The organism is Salinivibrio sp. ML290, from assembly GCF_001995695.1.
In the GTDB taxonomy this organism is placed as follows: Bacteria; Pseudomonadota; Gammaproteobacteria; order Enterobacterales; family Vibrionaceae; genus Salinivibrio; species Salinivibrio siamensis.
Genome location: NZ_MUEY01000014.1, coordinates 71392 through 93049, shown reverse-complemented (window position 1 = coordinate 93049; position 21658 = coordinate 71392). Strand labels below are relative to the sequence as shown.

Annotated in this window: 21 protein-coding genes; 18 read left to right on the top strand and 3 right to left on the bottom strand. The window is 48.8% G+C overall.

Going from position 1 to position 21658, the window contains the following annotated elements:
- Positions 1-16: 16 nt before the first annotated feature.
- The 13 genes from BZG23_RS12825 (at position 17) to betA (ending at position 10411) form a co-directional block, all read left to right on the top strand.
- Entirely contained in the window at positions 17-595 is a 579-nt protein-coding gene (locus tag BZG23_RS12825; RefSeq protein ID WP_077607167.1) for a DJ-1/PfpI family protein, read from the top strand.
- A 69-nt stretch (positions 596-664) separates the two neighbouring features.
- On the top strand, positions 665-1207 hold the full coding sequence (locus tag BZG23_RS12820; RefSeq protein ID WP_077607166.1) for a GNAT family N-acetyltransferase: 543 nt from the start codon (positions 665-667) through the stop codon (positions 1205-1207).
- 74 nt (positions 1208-1281) lie between these two features.
- Positions 1282-3366 carry a M13 family metallopeptidase gene (locus BZG23_RS12815; protein ID WP_198532172.1) on the top strand — a complete coding sequence of 695 codons (2085 nt, stop codon included), beginning with the start codon at positions 1282-1284 and terminating at the stop codon, positions 3364-3366.
- Between the two features lie 83 nt (positions 3367-3449).
- A complete protein-coding gene (rimJ, locus tag BZG23_RS12810) occupies positions 3450-3992 on the top strand; it encodes a ribosomal protein S5-alanine N-acetyltransferase (protein ID WP_077607165.1) in 543 nt (180 codons plus the stop codon).
- A gap of 164 nt (positions 3993-4156) precedes the next feature.
- Positions 4157-4372 (top strand): DUF4177 domain-containing protein, encoded by a 216-nt coding sequence (locus tag BZG23_RS12805; RefSeq protein WP_021022754.1) that lies wholly within the window; start codon positions 4157-4159, stop codon positions 4370-4372.
- Positions 4372-4596 (top strand): membrane protein insertion efficiency factor YidD, encoded by a 225-nt coding sequence (yidD, locus tag BZG23_RS12800; RefSeq protein ID WP_077607164.1) that lies wholly within the window; start codon positions 4372-4374, stop codon positions 4594-4596. Before BZG23_RS12805 ends, yidD begins: the two co-directional genes overlap by 1 nt.
- The gene (locus tag BZG23_RS12795) at positions 4596-4988 is read left to right on the top strand and encodes a hypothetical protein (protein WP_077607163.1); all 393 of its coding nucleotides are present in this window, start codon (positions 4596-4598) and stop codon (positions 4986-4988) included. Before yidD ends, BZG23_RS12795 begins: the two co-directional genes overlap by 1 nt.
- 108 nt (positions 4989-5096) lie before the next feature.
- Complete coding sequence (locus BZG23_RS12790; RefSeq protein ID WP_077607178.1) at positions 5097-5624, top strand: nucleotidyltransferase family protein; 528 nt, start codon at positions 5097-5099, stop codon at positions 5622-5624.
- 88 nt (positions 5625-5712) lie between these two features.
- Positions 5713-6129, top strand: a complete 417-nt coding sequence (locus BZG23_RS12785; RefSeq protein ID WP_077607162.1) for a GNAT family N-acetyltransferase — start codon at positions 5713-5715, stop codon at positions 6127-6129.
- 244 nt (positions 6130-6373) lie between these two features.
- Positions 6374-7216, top strand: coding sequence for a delta-class carbonic anhydrase (locus BZG23_RS12780; RefSeq protein ID WP_077607161.1), 843 nt, complete (start codon positions 6374-6376; stop codon positions 7214-7216).
- Between the two features lie 12 nt (positions 7217-7228).
- A complete protein-coding gene (locus BZG23_RS12775; RefSeq protein ID WP_077607160.1) occupies positions 7229-7681 on the top strand; it encodes a GNAT family N-acetyltransferase in 453 nt (150 codons plus the stop codon).
- Between the two features lie 195 nt (positions 7682-7876).
- On the top strand, positions 7877-8611 hold the full coding sequence (locus BZG23_RS12770) for a FadR/GntR family transcriptional regulator (protein ID WP_077607159.1): 735 nt from the start codon (positions 7877-7879) through the stop codon (positions 8609-8611).
- A 108-nt stretch (positions 8612-8719) separates the two neighbouring features.
- Complete coding sequence (gene betA, locus BZG23_RS12765) at positions 8720-10411, top strand: choline dehydrogenase (protein ID WP_077607158.1); 1692 nt, start codon at positions 8720-8722, stop codon at positions 10409-10411.
- A gap of 92 nt (positions 10412-10503) precedes the next feature.
- Here the strand turns inward: betA and BZG23_RS12760 are convergent, their stop codons facing one another.
- Positions 10504-12462, bottom strand: coding sequence for a PAS domain-containing sensor histidine kinase (locus BZG23_RS12760; protein WP_077607157.1), 1959 nt, complete (start codon positions 12460-12462; stop codon positions 10504-10506).
- Between the two features lie 15 nt (positions 12463-12477).
- Positions 12478-14436: a sensor histidine kinase gene (locus BZG23_RS12755; protein WP_077607156.1), complete on the bottom strand. Its 1959-nt coding sequence runs from the start codon at positions 14434-14436 to the stop codon at positions 12478-12480.
- A 127-nt stretch (positions 14437-14563) separates the two neighbouring features.
- Between BZG23_RS12755 and BZG23_RS12750 the strand changes: the two genes are divergently transcribed.
- On the top strand, positions 14564-15544 hold the full coding sequence (locus tag BZG23_RS12750) for an ABC transporter substrate-binding protein (protein ID WP_077607155.1): 981 nt from the start codon (positions 14564-14566) through the stop codon (positions 15542-15544).
- Between the two features lie 55 nt (positions 15545-15599).
- Here the strand turns inward: BZG23_RS12750 and BZG23_RS12745 are convergent, their stop codons facing one another.
- Positions 15600-17144 (bottom strand): DUF3369 domain-containing protein, encoded by a 1545-nt coding sequence (locus BZG23_RS12745; protein WP_077607154.1) that lies wholly within the window; start codon positions 17142-17144, stop codon positions 15600-15602.
- Between the two features lie 382 nt (positions 17145-17526).
- On the opposite strand from BZG23_RS12745, the gene BZG23_RS12740 reads away from it, so the two are divergent.
- From BZG23_RS12740 to BZG23_RS12725, 4 genes are all read left to right on the top strand, one after another.
- Complete coding sequence (locus BZG23_RS12740) at positions 17527-19410, top strand: methyl-accepting chemotaxis protein (protein ID WP_077607153.1); 1884 nt, start codon at positions 17527-17529, stop codon at positions 19408-19410.
- A 148-nt stretch (positions 19411-19558) separates the two neighbouring features.
- Positions 19559-19792 (top strand): DUF3955 domain-containing protein, encoded by a 234-nt coding sequence (locus BZG23_RS12735; RefSeq protein ID WP_077607152.1) that lies wholly within the window; start codon positions 19559-19561, stop codon positions 19790-19792.
- A 54-nt stretch (positions 19793-19846) separates the two neighbouring features.
- The gene (locus tag BZG23_RS12730; RefSeq protein ID WP_077607151.1) at positions 19847-20122 is read left to right on the top strand and encodes a YrhK family protein; all 276 of its coding nucleotides are present in this window, start codon (positions 19847-19849) and stop codon (positions 20120-20122) included.
- A 317-nt stretch (positions 20123-20439) separates the two neighbouring features.
- A complete protein-coding gene (locus tag BZG23_RS12725; protein ID WP_077607150.1) occupies positions 20440-21633 on the top strand; it encodes a methyl-accepting chemotaxis protein in 1194 nt (397 codons plus the stop codon).
- Positions 21634-21658: the final 25 nt, after the last annotated feature.

Here is a 21658-nt window from a genome sequence, read left to right as displayed (position 1 = left end):
GATGTAAGGACAAACGATGAATATTGGTATTTATGTGTATGAGCACGCAGAGGTGCTCGATTTTGCCGGACCTTTTGAAGTATTTAGCACCGCAAAACGTTTGGGCGCGGACAGTTGGCAGGTTGGACTGATTGCTGAACAAGACTCACCTTTGCTCGCGCGCGGCGGTTTGCGTATCGTGCCGGATTATCATCTCGCCAATCATCCCACACTGGATGTGCTGCTGGTTGTCGGCGGCGTTCACCATGAGCAAGTCACGAACCCGTCGGTGATCGATTGGGTGAAGCAACAAGATGCGATCACTCAATGTACGGCCTCTGTCTGTACGGGGGCGTTCATACTGGCAGAGGCCGGGCTACTCGATGGTCGAAAAGTGATCACACATTGGGAAGATATGGACGACCTCAGCCGTGCCTATCCGCCATTAAGCGTTGTACCAGGTAAGCGCTGGGTGAGGGATGGAAAATATCTTACCTCCGCGGGCATATCTGCGGGTATTGATATGAGTTTGCAGCTGGTGGCTGATCTGCACAGTGACGCTCTCGCTTTGCGCGTTGCCAAGCAAATGGATTACCACTGGCAGCGAAACGCGTAATATGCTGTGAGGTTAGGTCGTTAAGCGCGATATCAATCAATGTATGCGCTGATAAAATAGGAATTAAACATGTTTCCAGCCGCATGGCGCTCCAAGCGTTTGTGTTTTAGTGCGTTTGAGTACAGTGATGCAAAGCGCGTTAAAGCGCTGTTTGAGCAAAATCAGCATCTGCAATATCAAGATCCCACGTTTAAACCTTGGTCGTTATCCACCTACCAATCATTAATTGCCGACAGTGCGGAGAAAAAGGCGCCCGACGTAGAAGAGGCCTTTTACCTTCGTCGCATTCAGACCCATGACGGTAAAGATATTGGCTATCTACAAATCTCGCTCAATGCGCCCGACGCACAGAGTGTTTGGCTCCCCATGCTCACTATTTCTCCAAGATATCAAAAACATGGCTATGGCAGCGAAGCGGTTGCGAGCGCAATTGAAACCGTGCAAGCTTATGGAGACTATCGACGCATGGGGGTGAATGTTTACGCTGAAAACATTCACGCGTTTCGATTCTGGTATCAGCAGGGGTTCTGTCGTATTACCCATTTTGAACCAGAGCAAGACGAGGGGCGTGATTATCACTGTGTGGTTCTCTATCGAGACCTTACGTCGTGAACAGCGCATGTCTTTTCGGGAATCGACAAGATTAAGTCGCTTGAGCCATGTTATGGAAGGAATTAGGTAAACGAATGATGAAAAATAAATCAGTCAATCGAGTGCGATGTAAGCGAGCCGCGATGGGTGTCGCGCTTGCACTAGGCGTGATGAGCCTGGTGCCTGGCCAGGTATACGCTGCTGACACCACACACGCTGAGGTGCAGCGCGAATCAGGCCTGTATCTACAAGATTTTGATCGATCGGTTCGCCCGCAAGATAACTTATTTCGTCACGTCAATGGCACTTGGTACGACCAAACCCAAATCCCCAGTGATATGTCCAGCTATGGTGCGTTCCGTATCTTGACTGAAGAAAATGAAAAGCGTCTGAAAGGCATTATTGATGAGCTGGTGGCGCGTGATGATCTCAAGCCGGGCTCCAACGAGCAAAAGCTGCGTGATTTTTATCTTAGCTATATGGATCAAGATAAAATTGATGCCTTGGGGGTCACGCCAATCAAACCTGAGCTTGATCGTATTGCGGCGATTTCCTCGAAGCCTGCGTTGATTTATGCGATGGCCGATTTGCGACAAGTTGGCGTTGGGATCCCGTTTAGTTTTTATGCGTGGGCCGATGCGAAAAACCCTGACTATAACGCTCTGTATCTGAGCCAAAGCGGGTTGGGCTTGCCGGATAGAGACTATTATTTCCGAGACACCGAGGACGCTGAGCGTATCCGCACCGCTTATAAACGCTATCTCGAAGACATGCTGCGCTTAGCGGGCTACGATCAGGCTAAACAACGCGCGGATCGGATTTATCAGCTGGAAAAGACACTGGCAGAGCACCATTGGACACGCGCTAAACGCCGTGACGCGCAAGCCACCTACAACAAAATGCCCATTGAGGCGCTCAACCAGTTAATGGGCGGGTTTGATTATGCACGCTTTGCCAAACGCGCGGGTATCGACAAAGCCGATGAGGTTGTGGTGCGCATGCCGTCTTATTTTGAGGCGTTAGGGCAGGCGTTTGAGCAAACCAGCCAGCAAGCGTGGCAAGATTATCTAACTATTCGCACGCTCAATGCGTTTGCGCCGCGCCTAAATCATGAGCTGGTTGAACGTCAATTTGCGTTCTATTCCAAAACCCTTAACGGCATTCCTGAGCAGCGTGACCGCTGGAAGCGCGGCGTGCAAGCCACCGAAGGGGTATTGGGTGAAGCGCTTGGCCAAGAATATGTCGCCCGCTACTTCCCTCCGCAAGCCAAAGCGCGTATGGAAACCATGATTGATAACCTGCGTGCCGCGTTTAAAGACTCGATTGAATCATTAGCGTGGATGAGCGATGAAACCAAAGCGAAAGCATTGGATAAGCTGAGTAAATTCACGCCTAAAATCGGCTATCCAGAGCAATGGGAAGATTACAGCGCGCTGACCATCAACGCCGATGACTTGATTGGCAACAGCAAACGTGCCGCACGCTGGGGCTATCAAGATATGTTGTCGCGGATTGGTGCGCCCGTTGATCGCAAAGAGTGGGGTATGACCCCGCAAACGGTCAACGCCTATTACAGCCCAACTGCCAATGAGATTGTGTTCCCCGCCGGGATCTTACAACCACCGTTTTTTGATATGAATGCGGATGATGCCGTGAACTACGGCGGTATCGGCGCGGTGATTGGTCATGAAATGGGGCACGGTTTTGATGATCAGGGCTCACGTTATGATGGCGATGGCAACCTATCAAACTGGTGGACAGATGAGGATCGCGCGCGCTTTGATGCACGCACCCAAAAGCTGGCCGAGCAATTTAGCCAGTTTGAACCATTACCGGGCTTGTTCATTGACGGCAAAGTGTCTTTGGGTGAGAACATTGGTGATTTAGTCGGCTTGACCACCGCCTTCCGCGCCTATCAAAAATCGTTGCACGGAGAACCCTCTCCAGTGATGGACGGGTATACCGGCGAGCAGCGATTCTTCCTCAGTTGGGGACAGATTTGGAAAATGAAGATGCGTGAAGATGCCCTGCGTGAGCGTGTGTCGCTGGGCCCACATGCGCCACCGAAATACCGAGTACTCGGTGCGCCGCGCAATGTGCCTGCATTCTATGAAGCCTTTGATATTAAAGAAGGTGACGGTATGTATTTACCCGAAGATCAGCGGGTGAATATCTGGTAATCTCTGATGCCGCCGCAAGGGCGGCATTTTTTGCGATAGATGTTGGTACTGTCCGTCGCGCGAACCGATGCAAGGAGGCTCACGTGCTAAGCACGCCAAGGACGAGACTGGTTTTACTTCCCCCAGAAAAAGCCGACATGATGGCGCAGTTTTATCAACGAAATCGTGCCCACCTTTCCCCATGGGAGCCCATACGCCCTGCCGCATTTTACCGCGAAGACTATTGGCATCGCGCGCTGCAAGAAGCGAAGGACTTGTTTCAACACCAGCAAGCCTTCAAGTTTGTGATTTTGCATCATGAACGGGACGATGTGATAGGGGTGTGCAATTTTACCAACGTGATCCACGGCGTCTTTCAAGCGTGCCTGTTAGGTTATGCCGCTGACAAACGTTATGAAGGGCAGGGTTATATGCACGAAGCCATCCAAGCAGGTATCCGTTTTGTGTTTGAGCAGGTTGGATTGCACCGCATAATGGCCAATTATATGCCCGACAATACCCGCAGTGAGCGGCTACTTACCAAGCTGGGGTTTGAGCGCGAAGGCTATGCGCGCCGTTACCTCAAAATCAATGGCCGCTGGCAAGATCATGTGCTCACCGCCAAACTCAATCCTTTGGTTGAATAAAGGGCAACGTGATACACGAACGTGAACTGGCTTCAAAAGTTTTGCTGACGAGTAATAACGTTTTGAACCGAAACCATTTTTCTCAGAGAATATTCAGGCTTTTTCTAAAAGATGACGGGCAACTGTCATCTGGACAGATATACCATCCAAGGTGAGGACAATAGATGAGTAAGTTTACCGAATATAAGGTTGTACACATTGTAGAGGGAGGCTGCGGCACCTTACTACTCGGCTCGAGCGGCTTGCCGTTGCAGCGCTTGGAGGCAGAGCTAAACCAGTACGCACAAGACGGTTGGCAGGTTGTTTTTCAAGTGATTGAAAAAAAACGTTATATGCTATTTTGGCAACGTGAAGCGGTGATCGTGACTTTGGGCCGCTAATGCTCAAGTATTTGTCGCTCTCTTTGATCCACCACTATCAAGCAAAAGGTGGATCAAAGAAACTGTTCAATATTGAGTGTAACTTTGAGCCTACGTGCTCGGAGTACACTCGCCAAGCCATCGAGAAGTACGGGGCCATTCGAGGCTGGCAACTTGGTTTGGCGCGTATTCGCCGCTGCAACAACCCCGATGCGCGAGAGAAAATTCACGACGAGGTGCCGTAATGCGTTTTACCCAACCTATAGAAGCGCTAGAAGCACAAGAGACCGAGCTCAAGCAGCAGGTAAATGGCTTAACCCAAAGCCAGAAAAAACGCTTTTTTGCCGAGCAATCAAGACAGCTTAAAGATCCCGATACTTATGCGGCGCTAAATTGGGGGTTCTTAGGGGGGATACATCATCTTTACTTGCGAAAGTATGGGTTGTTTGTCGTAGAATGTGTGCTGTTGGTTATCGCCATTATCGGCTTAGTACTGAATCAGCCTTATTTTGGTTTGATTTTGGCGGGTTTAGTGCTATTTGAATTACCACAGCTGTTTTTTGCCCAGAAGATTGCCAGGCAGTACAACTACCATGTATCACGCGAAATATTCGAACACATCCGCCGCGGTGGTTAATCCATGAAGCGCCGTCGGATCCGTAAACGTCACCAGCACCAGTTCTTTTTATGTCAGAAAACCTATCGGCGTGCCTTGATTGACTTGATTGAGGCTGATCCGGTAAGAATGCGTGCACTTCGCTGTGTTCAAGCTTTAAACCTCCCTCAGTGTTATATTGCTGCCGGATTTATCCGGAATCTGGTTTGGGATGCGTTGCACAAATATTCCCCGAGTGCGCTCAATGATATCGATGTTGTCTTCTACGATCCTGAAGATACCAGTGCAGAACGCGAACAATATTTAGAGCAGCTACTGCAAAAGACCATGCCAGAAATGACCTGGCAGGTGCGTAACCAGGCGCGAATGCACGAGAAACATCAAGATCCTCCTTACGCAAGTACATTGGATGCGATGCGCTTTTGGCCAGAGAAAGAAACCGCGATTGCTGTTCGCCTTGATATGAACCAACGTTGCGAAGTTATCGCTGCCTTTGGGGTTCAGTCTTTGTTTGAATTGAAGCTTAGCCATAACCCCGCACGTCCATGGCAGGTGTTTCAGCAGCGCCTTGATGACAAGCAATGGCTTACACATTGGCCTAAACTCACGGTCACCACTCAGTGCTCTGTGGCTGCGAAGCCTATCCTTCACGAGTAAGCGTCAATAGGGTGCGCATGGGCACAGACAAACCATGCCACCCAAGGCATACTCGTTGCTGTGTTGAACAGTATGGATAGCTAATTCGATGAAATACCGCATGGACGCGAGCCCGAGCGACGATGATATTACCGCCATTCGCCAACAGCTACAGCAAAGCAATGCCCCGTTTTTAGCTGGCCTTCCTGAAGGCTCTCTTGCCGGCTATGCCTACAATGATAACGATGAGCGTATCGGTGGCGTTGTGGCGAATACATGGGGACAATGGCTATTGATTAAATACCTTTGGGTCGATGATGCCTTTCGTCACCGTCATGTGGGGAGTCACTTGTTAAGTAACTTGGAAGAGTACGCCAAGGAGATGGGCTGTAAAATGGCGTTCGTTGATACGCTAAGCTTTCAAGCTAAACCCTTCTACGAAAAGCATGGTTATCAATGCCAGATGACATTGGATGATTACCCTTTGGAACATGCTTTGTACTTTATGACGAAAGCGCTCAACTAACGGATACACTGACCCTTTACACATCAGGACTGGGATAGTCGGGCACTATTGTGTCGCCACGCACACGACATGGCGCTTTCTCTCACTGCTGTGCGCAACTATCTGCTTTTACTGATTTTAAAGTGAGGGCGATTCCAAAATTATTCTCCGACCTAATCGATACACACGTTTTTACGAGAGAGATCAATATACTGGCGTTAAGTGCGAATAGACTCGCGAGTTTTCACTGACAATAGAAAGACCTATGAAAACGTTACTCTCTCTTGCCACCTTGTCGTTAGGAATGCTCGTCGCCTCTACATCGTTAGCGGCCTCCGAGGTGAACGACGCGATAACTAAGCAGCGTGACGCGCTTGAGCGTGCCACACAAGGTAAAGGGTTTGGCCCGCAATCACCGCGTGATATTGATGCCATCCACGGCACCAACCCTCAGCGATTTAATTACGCACCGCCAGCGCAAGCGATGAACCTCTGTAATATCCACTTCCATAAAAACGCTGAGCATAAAGGCGGAGAGTTTACGCGTTTTGCAGGGGCTGGGGACGGTCACGGCTATCACAGCGGCTATCTTTATTCAGGCGCTTTATCGGATAGTGAACGCGCGTCTTACGACCAGCCTGTCTGTGCCAGTAAGCATCAAGGTGTCAACGTCGGAGATACGCTGGAGCTTCACTATGTGTATAGCTCAGCGTCTGTGGCGCCGGGGCCAACACTGGGCGCATGCTTGAGTGAGGCGACGCGTAACCCGCAGTTACGTGTTGAAGCGCAGGTATTGGTGGTGGTGAATGATCCTAACGCGCGTGATTTCTCTCAGCTTGCTAAAGTTGGTCAACGTAAAGGGCGTTACCAAGCGATCAATTTACCAGAAGACAGCGGTAACCCTGTCACTTACTTAGGGTCAACCACGGGCCCTGGCTATAACCAAAAAGGCTCTCCTTACCAAGTCACATGGCGTGTCCGTCCACATGTTAAAAAAGTTGATATTGCTAGTGTGCAGCGTTGGTGTCATGCCAATGTATTTGATGAGCGCCATGCTCATGGTGTAAGGAACCGAGTGACCAATCCTGCACTGCTGTCAGGCCGATAATCAGGAGGCGCCATGATACCCACCCCAAACTCGCCACATAGTTTGCGCCGTATGCGTCCGGCAGACACTGATGCGGTACTTGATATCTGGTTGAACGCATCATTAAAAGCGCATGACTTTATTGATGACGATTTTTGGTATCAGCAGCGCGAAGCCATGCGATCAGCTTATTTGCCGATGGCAGAAGTGTGGGTGATGGAGCGAGATGGAGCCATCGAGGGGTTCTACGCGATGCATGGTCAAACATTGGCAGCGATCTTTGTTGCGCCGAAGAAGCAGGGGCAAGGCGTGGGCAGCCAGTTGCTAAGGCATGCGCAGCAACAACAAAACTACATTGATTTGACGGTTTACCAAAAAAACCATGCCAGCTATGCATTTTATTTGCGTCATGGTTTCCAGGCCGATAGAGCACAGACTGATCCACACACCGGTGAACGAGAGTGGCGAATGGTTTACCAAAGATAAAAATTTCATTTCCTCCAAAGAAATCCCGCTCTGGCATATGCTGAGCGGGATTTTTATTTTTTACTTTAAAATCAAACTATTGATAATTAGCGACTAACACTTAAATGGTACGACCAAATCCAAGATATCCGTCTTAATTTGACTGTTAATGCAAAAATTTGCTAGTTTGGTACTACCAAAAGCGAAGAGGTAACCATGACAACATCCACCAGTAGCCTTTTTCATCCGGTTCAAATGGGCCGAGCGAGTGAAGATGTGGCATTACAAATCGAATCAGCGATTTTGTCTGAAGCACTTAAGCCCGGTGACAAATTGCCCAGTGAGCGAGAACTGCAGCAACAGTTTGGCACTGGCCGTGGTGTGGTGCGAGAGGCCATTCAGTCACTCAAACAAAAAGGCTTAATTGAGATCCGTAAAGGCCAAAAAGGTGGGGCGGTCGTGCGTCAGGTTGATGTGCATAACATCAGTGAATCACTGGCGCTGTTTCTAAAGCAAAGCCATGTTCAAGCGGACAAGGTCGCAGAGTTTCGTGAAACGGTCGATCAAAGCTTGGTGTTGCTCGCTATTAGTCGTGGTACTGAGTCGCAAAAACGACAGCTCAGTGAAAGCGTCACAGAGCTGGCGGCACTCGCCGCTGAAAAGGCACCGGATTYGGATCGCTTAGGAGAGCTCGATCGGGCACTAAACCTACTGATTGCTGCGATGTCCGGCAACCCGATTTTTGAATGGGTGATGCACGCTATCCAGCAAGGGTTTAGCTCGCACGATTATGCCCTTTATCAGGCGGCGGATTATCGTCGCCAAACGGTGGAAAACTGGCAACAGACAGTTAACCACATTATCGCTGCGGAGCCGTTTAAGGCGCAAGCGACGATTAGCCACCACTATCGGTTGCTACAACAATGCATTGATGAACAAACATCAAGCTAATTATAAAAACTTCAAAAAGGAAACCTCTACACAATCACACCTATTTCTGTGTTGCGACTGTTCCGGGCTGACGCCCTGCACACGGGAAGGAAAAAATTTGGAGGTTTTATGGGACAGCAACAAAATTACGACTATATCATTATCGGCGCGGGCTCGGCAGGCTGTGTTCTGGCGAACCGTTTAAGTGCTAACCCAGATAACAACGTACTGCTACTCGAAGCAGGACGGCCAGACTACCGGCTGGATTTTCGGATCCACATGCCCGCGGCGTTAACCTATTTGCTCACGGACAGTACCTATAACTGGTTATACGAATCTGAACCTGAGCCGAATATGCATAACCGCCGTATCGCGCAGCCGCGCGGGAAAGTGCTTGGGGGCAGCAGTAGCATCAACGGCATGATTTATATTCGCGGCAATGCGATGGATTATGAAAAGTGGGCCAATGAGCATGGATTAAAAGAGTGGGACTATGCCCACTGTCTACCGTACTTCCGTAAGTGTGAAACACGCTTGCAGGGGCAAAACGATTACCATGGCAATAATGGCCCCTTGGCTATTACCACAGCAAATTGTGATAACCCTTTATTCAGTGCCTTTTTTGATGCGACGCAGCAAGCGGGTTATCCGTTGACAGACGACGTAAACGGTTATCAGCAAGAAGGGTTTGGTATTTTCGACCAAAACATCTATCGAGGCCGTCGCCACAGTGCGGCGCGGGCGTATCTACACCCCGTGATGAACCGCAAAAATCTCACGGTGATCACCGGTGCGACAACAGACAAAGTGCTGTTCGAAAATAAAACCGCGATCGGGGTGGAATACCGCAAGTGGGGTCGGAAGAAAACCGCCTATGGTACGGAAATCATTAGCTGTGGTGGCGCAATTAACTCGCCCAAACTACTGCAACTATCTGGCGTGGGTGACGAAACCATGTTGAAAAACTTGGGGATCAAGCCTGTCCACCACCTGCCGGGTGTGGGGGAAAACTTGCAAGATCACTTGGAGCTTTACGTGCAATATGAATGTAAAGAGCCAGTCAGCATGTATCCCGCGCTTAAGTTCCATAATCAACCGAAAATCGGTTTTGATTGGCTGTTCCGCCGTAAAGGCGCTGCCGCCACCAACCATTTTGAAGCAGGGGGGTTTGTACGTGGTAATGATGAGGTGGCATATCCGAACTTGCAGTTCCACTTTTTGCCTCTGGCGATTCGCTATGATGGCTCGGCACCGAACAAAGGGCATGGTTTCCAGTTGCATGTCGGGCCAATGAATACCGATGTGCGTGGCCACGTGAAAATTCGCAGCACTAACCCAGATGAGAAGCCAGAGATCTTCTTTAACTATCTCTCTACGCCACAAGAGCGTAAAGAGTGGGTAGAAGCGATTCGCGTGTCGCGAGATATTATTGCGCAACCAGCCTTTGATCATCTGCGGGGTAAAGAGCTTTCGCCGGGCAGCGAGGCACAAACTGACCAAGAAATCCTCGACTTTGTGGCTCGTGAAGGTGAAAGCGCGTATCACCCAAGCTGTACCTGTAAAATGGGCTTGGCGAGTGATGAGATGGCTGTGGTAGATGAATCACTCAAGGTACATGGTGTCAATAATTTACGCGTGGTGGATGCCTCCGTGTTCCCTGCTATCACCAATGGCAACTTGTACGCCCCGACCATTATGGTGGCAGAAAAAGCGGCGGACATCATGATGGGGCATACCCTTTCACCAGCGAAAGATGCGGAATACTACCGCTATCTGCCTGACCATACTCCGGCGCCGGAAAAAGACGCGGCGCTTGCCTAACCCTCCTAATATGCGTGAACCACAAGAGCCAGCCGAAGCTGGCTCTTGCTCATTATCTTTTCTTGGTTCAGTGCCATTATGGCTGAATTCGGTTATTCAGTAGAACTTTTAGCTTTTGGTGCCTCTGTGTCTGTCAAAAACTTAGGAAGGCTGAGCACCACGGTAACTCCCTGATTGATCTTGGAATCAAAATGAAGTTTACCCTGCAGTTTTTGGTGAACTAGATTGAAAACGAGATTAAGACCGAGCCCTGAGCCTCCCTTACTGCGTGAACTCGTATAGAAGGGCTCGAAAATACGCTGATGCAGTTCTGGGGCAACCCCAACACCATTATCGGTATAGCGAATTTCCACGATATCGCCTTTATCGGCGATACGAATGTGAATGTCTGGTTCGGGAATACCTTCAAAAGCATGGCGGACACTGTTCATCACCAAGTTGGAGACAACTTGGGTAAGTACACCGGGCAGACTGCTCATGACAAGCTGAGGGTCGCCTTCGACGACAGGCACGACGGGTACTTTCTTGGTTTCGGGGCGCAAACTTCCCGTTAATGCTTCGAGTGTTTGCACGGGATGGAACTGACTTCGGCTTTCAGACACTTGGTCGACCGCGGTTTGTTTAAAGTCACGAATTAATCGTGCGGCACGGTTGAGGTTGGTCTCTAACATATGCGTACCATCCGTGACCTGCTTCATCACAGCGGCATACTGCTCACTGGTCAACGTTTTTTGCTCGAATGCGTTGTTAAGTGTTGAAACCGCCTCTTTGATTACTGAATTGGCGGTCACCGCAATCCCTAGGGGCGTGTTCACCTCGTGAGCAACGCCTGCGACTAAGCTACCAAGTGCGGCGAGTTTTTCGGACTCCACCAGTTGAGCTTGCGCGGCTTTGAGGTTTTCCATACTTTGAGCGAGATCGTGAGTTCGCGCTTCAACGGTTGCTTCTAAACTCTGGTTCAGTTGCTCGAGCTCCAACTGGGTTGTCTTAAGCTCAGTGATATCAATCGCGGTGCCGCGAAAGCCAGTGAAGCCGTGTTCGGTGAAATGTGCTATCCCTTGGAATACAAAATAGTAGGTGTGTTTTCCTAGGGTGATTTTTTCTTCGCACATGGTGAAATCATCACATGTATCTAGGTTGTCTAAAAGTGATGCACAGTGGTGTAACGCAGGTAATGACTTCACTTTTGGGCTGTTTTCAACCGGTATGGCAAGTGCCAACTGCATCGCTTCAGAACAAAACGTAAGTCGTTGTGTCGCATCGGTTTCCCAAAGCCAATCAGAGGCTGCGCGGGTAAAATCGGTGAGCCTTTCTTGTTCTAGGGCAATGTTTTGGTAAAGGTTGGTCATCCTTAGGGTGATTTTATTGGTTTCGTCGGCCAGCCAGTCGAGTTCATCGCTTTTTTCCATAATGAACTTGCGATGTTTCAACCGCAAAGGCTCGTGAATAGGCTCGATAGGATCAAAATGGGATAAGTGTTTGGCAATCGCAAACACACGTTGGCTGACGCTTTGATGGAAGACCCATAAAATCAGCGAGCAGACAATCAGGGTTTTTATCCCATTCAAAACCAGCGTAACGAGAAAGTGCTGTAATAAGAGGTCATAGATTTTTTGTGCGTCAGATTCGACGCGTAATGTGCCCAGATTAATGCGGCGATTGGTATCGGGGTGGAAATAATTAAGATCCGTCTGACTGACGACATTACTGCTGGAAAGCGGTTCACCTGCATCCAACACCACGCCATCAAACTCAATCGAGAGGTAGTCGATATAGGGAAGGTTGACGAGCCCATCTAGTCGATTTTGTGCACTCACCAGGTCAAAGACCCACAAAGACGATGCAATTAAGTCGGCGTGGACGTTTTGAATTTCTGCATGGCGATGGTCGACATGATCGAATGCTTCTTCATAGTCCCATGATAACTGTAGTAGTGTGGTTAATATGGTAAAAAAACCACTGAGTAAAACCATTAGCAGAATGACTCGGCGGCCAACAATACTAAAAAGTGGATGTTTGAGGCCCTGTTCAAACCTTTCTAGTTTTTCCATTGGATGTCTATCACCTTACTCTTTATTTTCACTGGCATAGCGGGCTATTTGATTAGATAAGCTTAATGGGATCACAAACATAAACTTCACGCCTTGCCCGGGCGATGACTCGAATTGTAACTCGCCTCCTAGCTTTTGCTTGACGAGATTAAAGACCAAATTGAGGCCTAGCCCTGAGCCACCGCGCCCGCGTTTGCTGGTGTAGAACGGTTCAAAAATTCGGTGGTGAAGCGATTCCTCGATACCGCAGCCATTGTCTTGATAACAGAGGTAGAGGTGGTCTCCTTGCCTTTCAAATTCGATCGTGATTTTAGGATTATCGGTCTCGTCAAAGGCATGGTTGATGCTATTCATCACGAGGTTAGAGACGACTTGGGTGATAACGCCAGGTAAGCTGTACATTAAAATATTGGCCTCGCCGTTAACGTCGGGTGCCACCGGAATTTTTCGTGTTTCCGGGTGCAGGCTGGCGACGAGAGCATCGAGTGTCTGCTTGACATCAAACTCGGTCAGCGCTTCTGATACTTGGTCAACAGCAGTTTGTTTAAAATCACGAATAAGGTGGGTCGCACGCTTGAGGTTATGTTCCAGCATGACCACGCTGTCGTTCACTTGCTTAATCAATGAAGCAAACTGCGTGCTGGTTAACGTTTGTTCCTCAAAGGCCTGGTTGAGCGTGTGCGTGATGTCTTTAATCACCGATGAGGCGGTGACAGCAATCCCTAAGGGAGTGTTGACTTCATGCGCAACCCCTGCCACCAAGCTCCCGAGTGCCGCGAGCTTTTCCGACTCTACCAGTTGTTCTTGCGCTGCCTTTAAGTGCTCCATGTTCTCTTGGAGTTCACGGGTTCGCTCATCAACGGTTTCTTCTAGGTTATGGTTTAATGTTTCCAGTTCAAACTGGGCCGTTTTCAGCGCGGTGATATCGATGCCCGTGCCTCTGAAACCGCGAAAACCATCAATACCGTGATGGGCAAGCGCTTGAAAGACAAAATACCGGCTTTCGCCTTCAATGGGCACGATCTCCTCACACATCGAAAAGTTCTGTTGTCGGTGAAGATTGCCTATAAATTGATGGCAACCGACAGCAGAGAGCAACTGGTCAAGATGCGGATACTGGTTGGGATTAAGGTCAAACGCCAACCGCATCGGATCGGAGCAAAAGGTCAACTTAAGGTCAGCGTCGGTTTCCCACAACCAATCTGAAGAGACATGGGTAAAGTCAGACAAGCGTTCGCGCTCTAGCATAATATTGCGATAGAGCGTTGACATATTCTGGGTGATTTTATTGGTTTCAGCCGCTAGCCAGTCGAGCTCGTCTTCTTTTTCCATGATGTAGCGCTTATGGGGTAATGTCAGTTTTTCCTCGTTGGGATCAAGCGGATTGTACTGACGTAAGAATTGCGCCACTTTAAACACGCGTTGGCTAACGGTGTGGTGAAACACCAACAAAATGAGGTAGCACACGATGAGTGTTTTTATTGCGTTCAATAGCAATGAGATAAAAAAGCGTTGGACCAGATCATTATAGATAGCGTTTGTGTTGGACTCGACGTAGATAGTACCAATCCGTTGGGTTTTCCCCGTATCGGGATCGTCATAATGCAGTGGGTACTCATTGACCATTTTACTCACGTCTAGGGGAGAGCCTGCTTCAAATAAATAGTTTTCCGAGCGCACAGCTAAGTAGTCAACATGGGGAAGGTTGATCAGCCCGTCAATGCGCTCTTGAACACTGGTTAGGTCATAAATCCAAAGTGAGCTGGCGAGTAAGTCGGCATGAATGTGCTCAATTTCATAGTGTCGACTGTCCACGAGATCGAAAGCTTCATCGTAATCCCAATAGGTTTGTAGCAAGGTGGTGAGAACAGTGAAAAAGCCACTAAGCAAAATCATGATCAGCAAAATCCGCCTTCCTACCAAGCTAAAGAACGGGTTACGAATACTGTCATCAAATTTGTGGTTTCGGCTCATACGTTTTAAGCGCGTACGTCGGGACGGATAACTGTAAGTGTAGAAGAAAAAACGACCCTTACCGTGATGAGTGGCCACCAGACTCGCCTACACTTTATTAAAGGCGTGATTTTCTGAGGAGAGCGTCATGTATCCAAAAATTTATTGTTTGGCCATTTTACTTTTATTAATGAGCTTGCCAGCACGTGCACTGGATGTGTTGTTAATTCAAAGTTACCACGCGGGCTTTGAATGGGATCGCAACTATATCGCTGGGTTAGAGGCGACACTCGGAGACGAATACAATCTTTCTCGCTTTGAAATGGATACCAAGCGGCTACCGGAGCAAGTTTTTGATAGGCAAGCCGATAAAGCCTTCTCGTTTTATAGGTCTCAACGTCCCGACATCGTTGTTTTGGGGGATGATAATGCACTTAAGTACATGCTCCCGCGTTTATATAATGAGCCGATTTCAATCGTTTTTTTAGGGGTAAATGCAAACCCTCGCCGTCTACTAGCCGAGTATAGTGGTCAAGCAAAAGTCACCGGCGTACTCGAGTTACCCCTTTTTGTTCGCAATATGCGTGAAATTAGCATGCTAATGGGGAAAAGAAACATCAGAGTGAAGGTGATGTTTGATTCTGGCGTTACATCACAAATCGCGGCGGATTATATTATGCGCCAGTATGAACAAATTCGTTTGAGCCTTGGAATAGAAATTGACATCACTCACGCGTCCACTTTTGATGGTTGGCAGCGCGAAATTCAGTCAGCGTTTGAAGAAGAATTTGATGCGATTATCGTAGGTCTATATCAAACCTTAGTAGATAGAGCAGGTAATAATGTGGCGGCTAACCAGGTGTTGTCTTGGACTAACCAGCACGCGGCTTTACCCTTGTTTGGCTTTTGGGACTTTGCGGTGGGCAAAGGGAAAACGGCTGGCGGTGTGGTATTGTTTGGTTATGCACAAGGGCAGCATGCCGCACAATTGGTTGAGAAAATCGCCCAGGGCGAAGACGCGAGTACGATTCCAATTCAAATAGGGCGACAAGGGCGCGCGATTTATAGCACGTATGAGATGTCACGGTGGTCTCTCACACCGTCATCGCGCTGGCAAGCCATTGATTAGGCCAATACAAGGCTTTAGAGCGATAATCAAAGCGCCCCGTTAGGGGCGCTGTTATTTAGTCTGGATAGTCGGCACGGATAGCAATAAAGTCGTTCCAGTGTTCGAGAAGCAAATCGACCAGCTTGGGCTCAAAATGCTTGCCGCGTTGAGCAATGAGCTCGTTGCGAATGTCATCATCAGTCCACGCTTCCTTGTAGGAGCGCTTCGATCCCAAGGCATCGAACACATCAGCCAGTGCTGATATTCGGCCACTAATCGGGATGGCTTCGCCTTCGAGTTGATTGGGATAACCCGTTCCGTCCCATTTTTCATGGTGGGTTCCGGCAATTTCCTTCGCCTCTACAATTAGCCGCCGCTTAGAATGGCTCAGGATCTCTACGCCATACTCGACGTGTTTCTTCATCGTCTCCCATTCATCCGCATCGAGTTTCCCCGGCTTGTGTAAAATTGCGTCTGGGATAGCGACTTTACCGACGTCATGGAGGGGAGAGCCGTGTTTCAACAGCATGGTTTTGTGTTCGTCCAAACCATAAAGCTGCCCTAACTTTTCACAGAATAAAGAGACGCGTTGCACATGCGCACCGGTTTCTTTACTTCGCGCTTCCACCGCATTGGCTAAGTTGTAAACCAGCTCTTTGGAAGTTTCACGCAAATCGACCATTAAGCTTAAGTTTTCAAACGTCAGCCCAATGTTCTGCATATAGATTTTCAGTAGGTGTTGATCGAGCTCTGAGAGGGCTTTGTCATGATTGACATAGAGCAGGAATTCTACGTCTTCCTCATCCCGGTGAAAAAGCACAAATCCGTCGTCAAATTGGATACTTTGCTGTGCTTCTAGCGCTTGCTTGCAACGGTTCGAAACATTGCTAGGGAGTTTATCAAAGGCGCACTCGGTGTAGCAGTTTACATATTCCCCCGTCGCAGCTAGCGTCAGTGCTCGGGTTTCTTCCGCGCCAGGGCGAGGTTGCACCACACAATAAAACGCGGAGTCGTGGATATAAAGAAGGGATGTTAGTTGCTCAAGCACCGCGGTGGCGTAGTGTTGAAGGTTGGTAGTATTTTGCACATTGGCCGATGCTTCAATGACGCGTCGTAACCCCTCTTTCTGATCTTCAATCATGCAGAGATCTCGGTAAGAGCGCAGCATTGAATATAATAGGGTTTTGAGTTTTTGTGTGGTGAGCTCGGTTTTCTCTTTGTAGTCGTCAATATCATATTCACGGATCACCCGATCTTCGGGTGCTTGTCCGGCTTGGCCTGTACGCAATACCAAGCGTATCAGGTGGTTATTCATTTCATCACGAATATGACGTACCAAATCTAAACCGGCGTGCTCGGTTTCCATTACCACATCAACGAGTGCCAATGCGATATCTGACTCCTTCTCCAACACGTCTCGTGCTTCCTGCCCAGAGAGGGCAGACAATATCTCTAAAGGGCGTCCTTGAAACGTAAACCCCGTTAGCGCGAGCCGTGTTACCTCATGCATCAGATCGTCGTCATCAATCAGCAGTATCCGCCATGGCGCAGCATCAGATGCTGAGTTGGTCTCATTAGACTTGGGAGATGCGCCGTCACGTTGATCTGCAAACAAGTCCATTCACTTCGCCCCTATTCGCGTTTATCTCAGTTAGTTAAAGCGTAGTTTAGGACTTTCAAAGTTGCGAGGAGGGAGCGAGTTATTGATAGTTAAGTTATCTCCCTGAGTTTGTGGTTTGTTACATTTCTCTGATCTGGCGCAGTATGTGAGGTCAGCTGGCTGCTAGCCTCGGAATAGACAAGCGATTGCCTAAAGGCTCACACCCAGGAGCGTTGCATGAAATTGGTTGTTTTATCACCTGTTGACAACAGTTTGAGTAATTCTCTTACACAATTGTTGTGATATACCTATCAGTTGTATGGCGCTTATTTTGCGGGTTGCAAATAACGCTGTTTTACTAAAAATCATTATTAAAACATTATGACAGACAAACAAGGCAGTTATGTTTAAAAAACTCTCCCTCAAACACAAGCTCGCGCTGTCGGCGAGTGTGGCCATCATTATTGGTGGTTTGCTCGTTGAAGCGTTATCGTTTCGCGCATCACTCTCTCGGTTGGACACCGAAGTCGCACAGCGGCTGGAAAGTGCCACTGCATCATACAATCAATATGTGTCTGATTGGGTCGCGTCAAAAGAGCGTGCAATGACCTCGCTGACCAGTGAGGCTGATGCAAACAACATGGTTACCCACCTTAAACAGGTGCGCGATGCCGGTGGCTTTGACAATGTCTTTCTTGCCTACCCAGATGGCAGTCAGGATAACGCGAATGGTGTTGTGCTACCGCCGGGCAATGACGATCCGCGCAAGTGGGGGTGGTATATCAACGCCAAAGCGGACCCATCGAGTGTGTTCATGGACAACCCGACGGTGGCCGCGGCAACCGGCGCCAATGTGGTGTCATTAGGTAAAGCGCTCCAGTTCAACGGCGATACCTTGGTGCTTGGGGCGGATGTTGAAATTGGCGACATCATCGAAGGCCTCGAGAAAGTGATCCTGCCTGGTGATAGCTTTATGTTTATCGCCAACAGCGAAGGCAATATTTTTACCCACGCCAATACCGACCTACTCAATGAGCCAATTAACCAGCTAGGCTTGTCTTTCAGCACGGTCAAGTCCGCCATGAATTCGGGTGAGAGTGTGATGGCCGACGTGGGCGGGGCAGAAAGTGTGGTGTATGCCAAACCCATCGAAGATACCGGATTAATCACTGTCACCGTGATTAACTATGATTCATTAGTCGCGCCACTGTTCGATGCAGTATGGGGACAAGTCGCAGTGACAATTGGTGTCGTCATTGCTTGTACTTTATTGTTTAACTTATTGGTAAACATCCTATTTAGGCCGCTGACCAATGTCTCTAATGCCCTTGAGCAAATTGCGCATGGTAGTGGCGATCTGACTCAGCGTATCGATGTTGAGAGTGAAGATGAAGTGGGGCAACTGGCGAAAAACTTCAACACCTTTGTGGGGAGTATGCATCAGTTGATTAGCCACATTCGCGAGCAAGCAGAGCAGTTGACATCACAATCGGACAGCAGTACGGAACGTGCGCGCCGCAACGTGGATGACATTAATCAGCAGCAGCAGGAAGTGACCATGGTGGCAACCGCTGTCACCGAGTTGGCCTCTGCGACACAAGAGATCGCCTCTCATGCTGAACATACCGCGAATACGGCACAAGAGTCGACCGCTAGTACCGATAACGGGCGTGCGGTGGTTGAAAATACCAAAACATCAATTACCCGGTTGTCGGATGAGCTGAAACAGGCCAGCACTATCGTCGCCGAGCTAGATAAGCACTCGCAGGAGATTTCGACAGTACTGTCGACGATTCAAGGGATTGCTGAGCAAACCAACTTGCTTGCACTCAACGCGGCTATTGAGGCAGCGCGTGCGGGTGAGCAAGGGCGAGGCTTTGCCGTGGTAGCTGATGAGGTACGTATTTTGTCGCAGCGTACCCATGCCTCGACAGAAGAAATTAAATCCACGATTGAGACGTTGCAAACCACGACGGCAAGCGCGGTATCGACGATGGAAAGTAGCTCAGCGTTAGCAGGCGATTCTGTGTCTGATGTGGATAAAGCCACGGCAGCACTGAGTGAAATTGATGCAGCAGTTAATCAAATCAGTGATATGGCCACTCAGATCGCGACAGCGGCAGAAGAGCAAACTCATGTGACAAGCGAAATCACACAAAACATCACATCCATCAAAGATGTCTCCGAGCACTTGGTGAGCAGTGCCAACGATACCTCGCAAGAGGCGGATAACCTGCGTAACCAAGCAACGCAACTGAGCAACAAGGTGTCGACGTACAAGCTTTAATGCTCCGTTGACCAAGACGCGAAATGAATCAGCCGCTGCCCACGCATCATGCAAGGTAGCGGTTTTTTTTGAAAAAAATGTGAGAGACGTGGAACTTTTAGTGTTGTAGTCAGTCTCAAGACGTACTGAAGCAACGAATATAGGTTTTATGTTAACCCTACTGCGACATTTTCGTACCTCGTTTATCCTCTTCCTCATCGGCACAGGTTGCCTGCTCGCCTTTAACCTTTCCACGCCACATGTTGCTGCTAATGGCACTCTACACGAACCTTTCGCGTTCATCCCGCTAGCCTGGTTGTTTTTAGGATTGAGTGCGGTCACGTTTGTTGTCAACATGGTGAGAACCATGCTGGGCATTAAACGGCAACACCTTGATTGCTAATGCCATGACAGACTTTCCTATTCATTGTTAATACCAAGGTCCAGAGGAGGCAAGATGATACAGCGCAATGGCCCAGAACTGGATATTGATATTGGTAATAAGCACTTAGTGATTCAGCGTCGCTATGAAGCGTTAGGGGCGTTTAATGATTTGTTGATTGCGATTTGGTTTTTGATCGGTAGCTTCTTTTTTCTCAATGATGCGTTAATGGAAAGCGGGACTTGGCTGTTTATTGTGGGTAGCGCGCAATTGTTACTGAAGCCGAGTATCAAATTGATGGGCTTGATCCATGTCTCTCGCGTACAACAACGGGCACAGAAAACGGCATGACCGACTGATATGCAATAAATTAGCGAATTGCAACGCATTGCTACTGTTCTAAACGGTTATTTTCAAAGCAGCTTTACGGGTAACGTATCCTTGGGCTGCTTTTTATTGTGCAAATTGCAATTACGAAAAAAGCGTTGGGCTACGACTTTATTCATAATATCGTGCTAGCTTAGCTTCTAACCTTCTAATGCATTGATCTAATGGGTGTAATTGGCTCCCTATCTAATCTTCTCTCCCGTGGTGAAAAATTGGCACTTATCTTGATATCTGTCTGCAATGCTGGGCGTGTCTCAGCTAAAATCACAGGAGGATAAGCAATGCCAAAGGTATCGATTCGTGCGGTGACAATTGGGAGTTATGTCATCATGGTGGGGTTTTCTGCCTCACTGATGATTCACTTGCCCTGGCTTAACGAGTACGTAGTGCTGGGGTTAAACGTATTGGTTGCAGGTTCGGCGGCGCTTTTTATTGACCGACGTTTTAAAGCTGGGCTTGCAAAAGTGAATCGCTTCGCTAAGTCGTTGGCACAAGGTAACTTAACAGCGGCGATTGATACGCGAGACGGTGATGAGTTTGCGGAGGTGGCTACCTCGCTTAACCATGCGGTTGAAAAGCTGCGCCGCACGGTACGCAATATTGAGAAAGCCGCCGATACCTTGGATAACTTTACCGATGCCTCGGAAAAACGTGCCAAGAAAGGCGCTGCGATTAATGATGCACAGAGCGAGAAAATAGACAGTATTGCCACCGCCATCGAAGAAATGACCACCACAGTGGGGTCGCTTTCTGAAGATGTGCAAGCCATCTCTGACGAAGCAGGCAAAATTGATTCGAGCTCGCGTCAGTCGCAACAAGAGCTCACCGATATGATGAGTGAGCTCGATGAGCTGGTGTCGGCGATTAAAGTGTCAGCCGAGATGTTTGACAAAGTTGAGCACAGTGCGAGCCAAATTGAGCATTTTCTCTCGGTGATCACCGATGTGGCTGAGCAGACGAACTTGCTGGCGTTAAATGCCGCAATCGAAGCGGCGCGTGCGGGCGAGCAAGGACGAGGCTTTGCCGTGGTTGCCGATGAAGTACGTCAACTGGCGAGCCGGACACAAGCGTCGGCGAGTGAGATCAATGATATGACCAAAGAGTTGTTCCGGAGTCTCAAGCAATCATCAGAGCTATCGGATCGCACCGAGAAGCTGGCGCAAAGTGCCTCATCTCAAGCCTCTGATACGTCCCAGTCGATTGAGGGGGTACTTGATAACTTTTCTACTATCAGTGATCGCATCAATTCCTTAGCCAGCGCGATTGAACAGCAAAGAACGGTGTCGACTGACATTGCCGCAAACATCAACCGTTTGACCGAATCTGGCGCGGAGGCAGCGGAAATATCGGAAGAAAACAAACAAGATATGGTGAAAATTAGCGACTTGTCAGAGTCTTTAAACCAAGATCTTGATGAATTGCAGCTGCGCAGTAAAAAGCCTGTCCTCGAGGCGGAAAAACAGCATGCGTCGTGATAAGAACGGGTGATTGAGACAACAA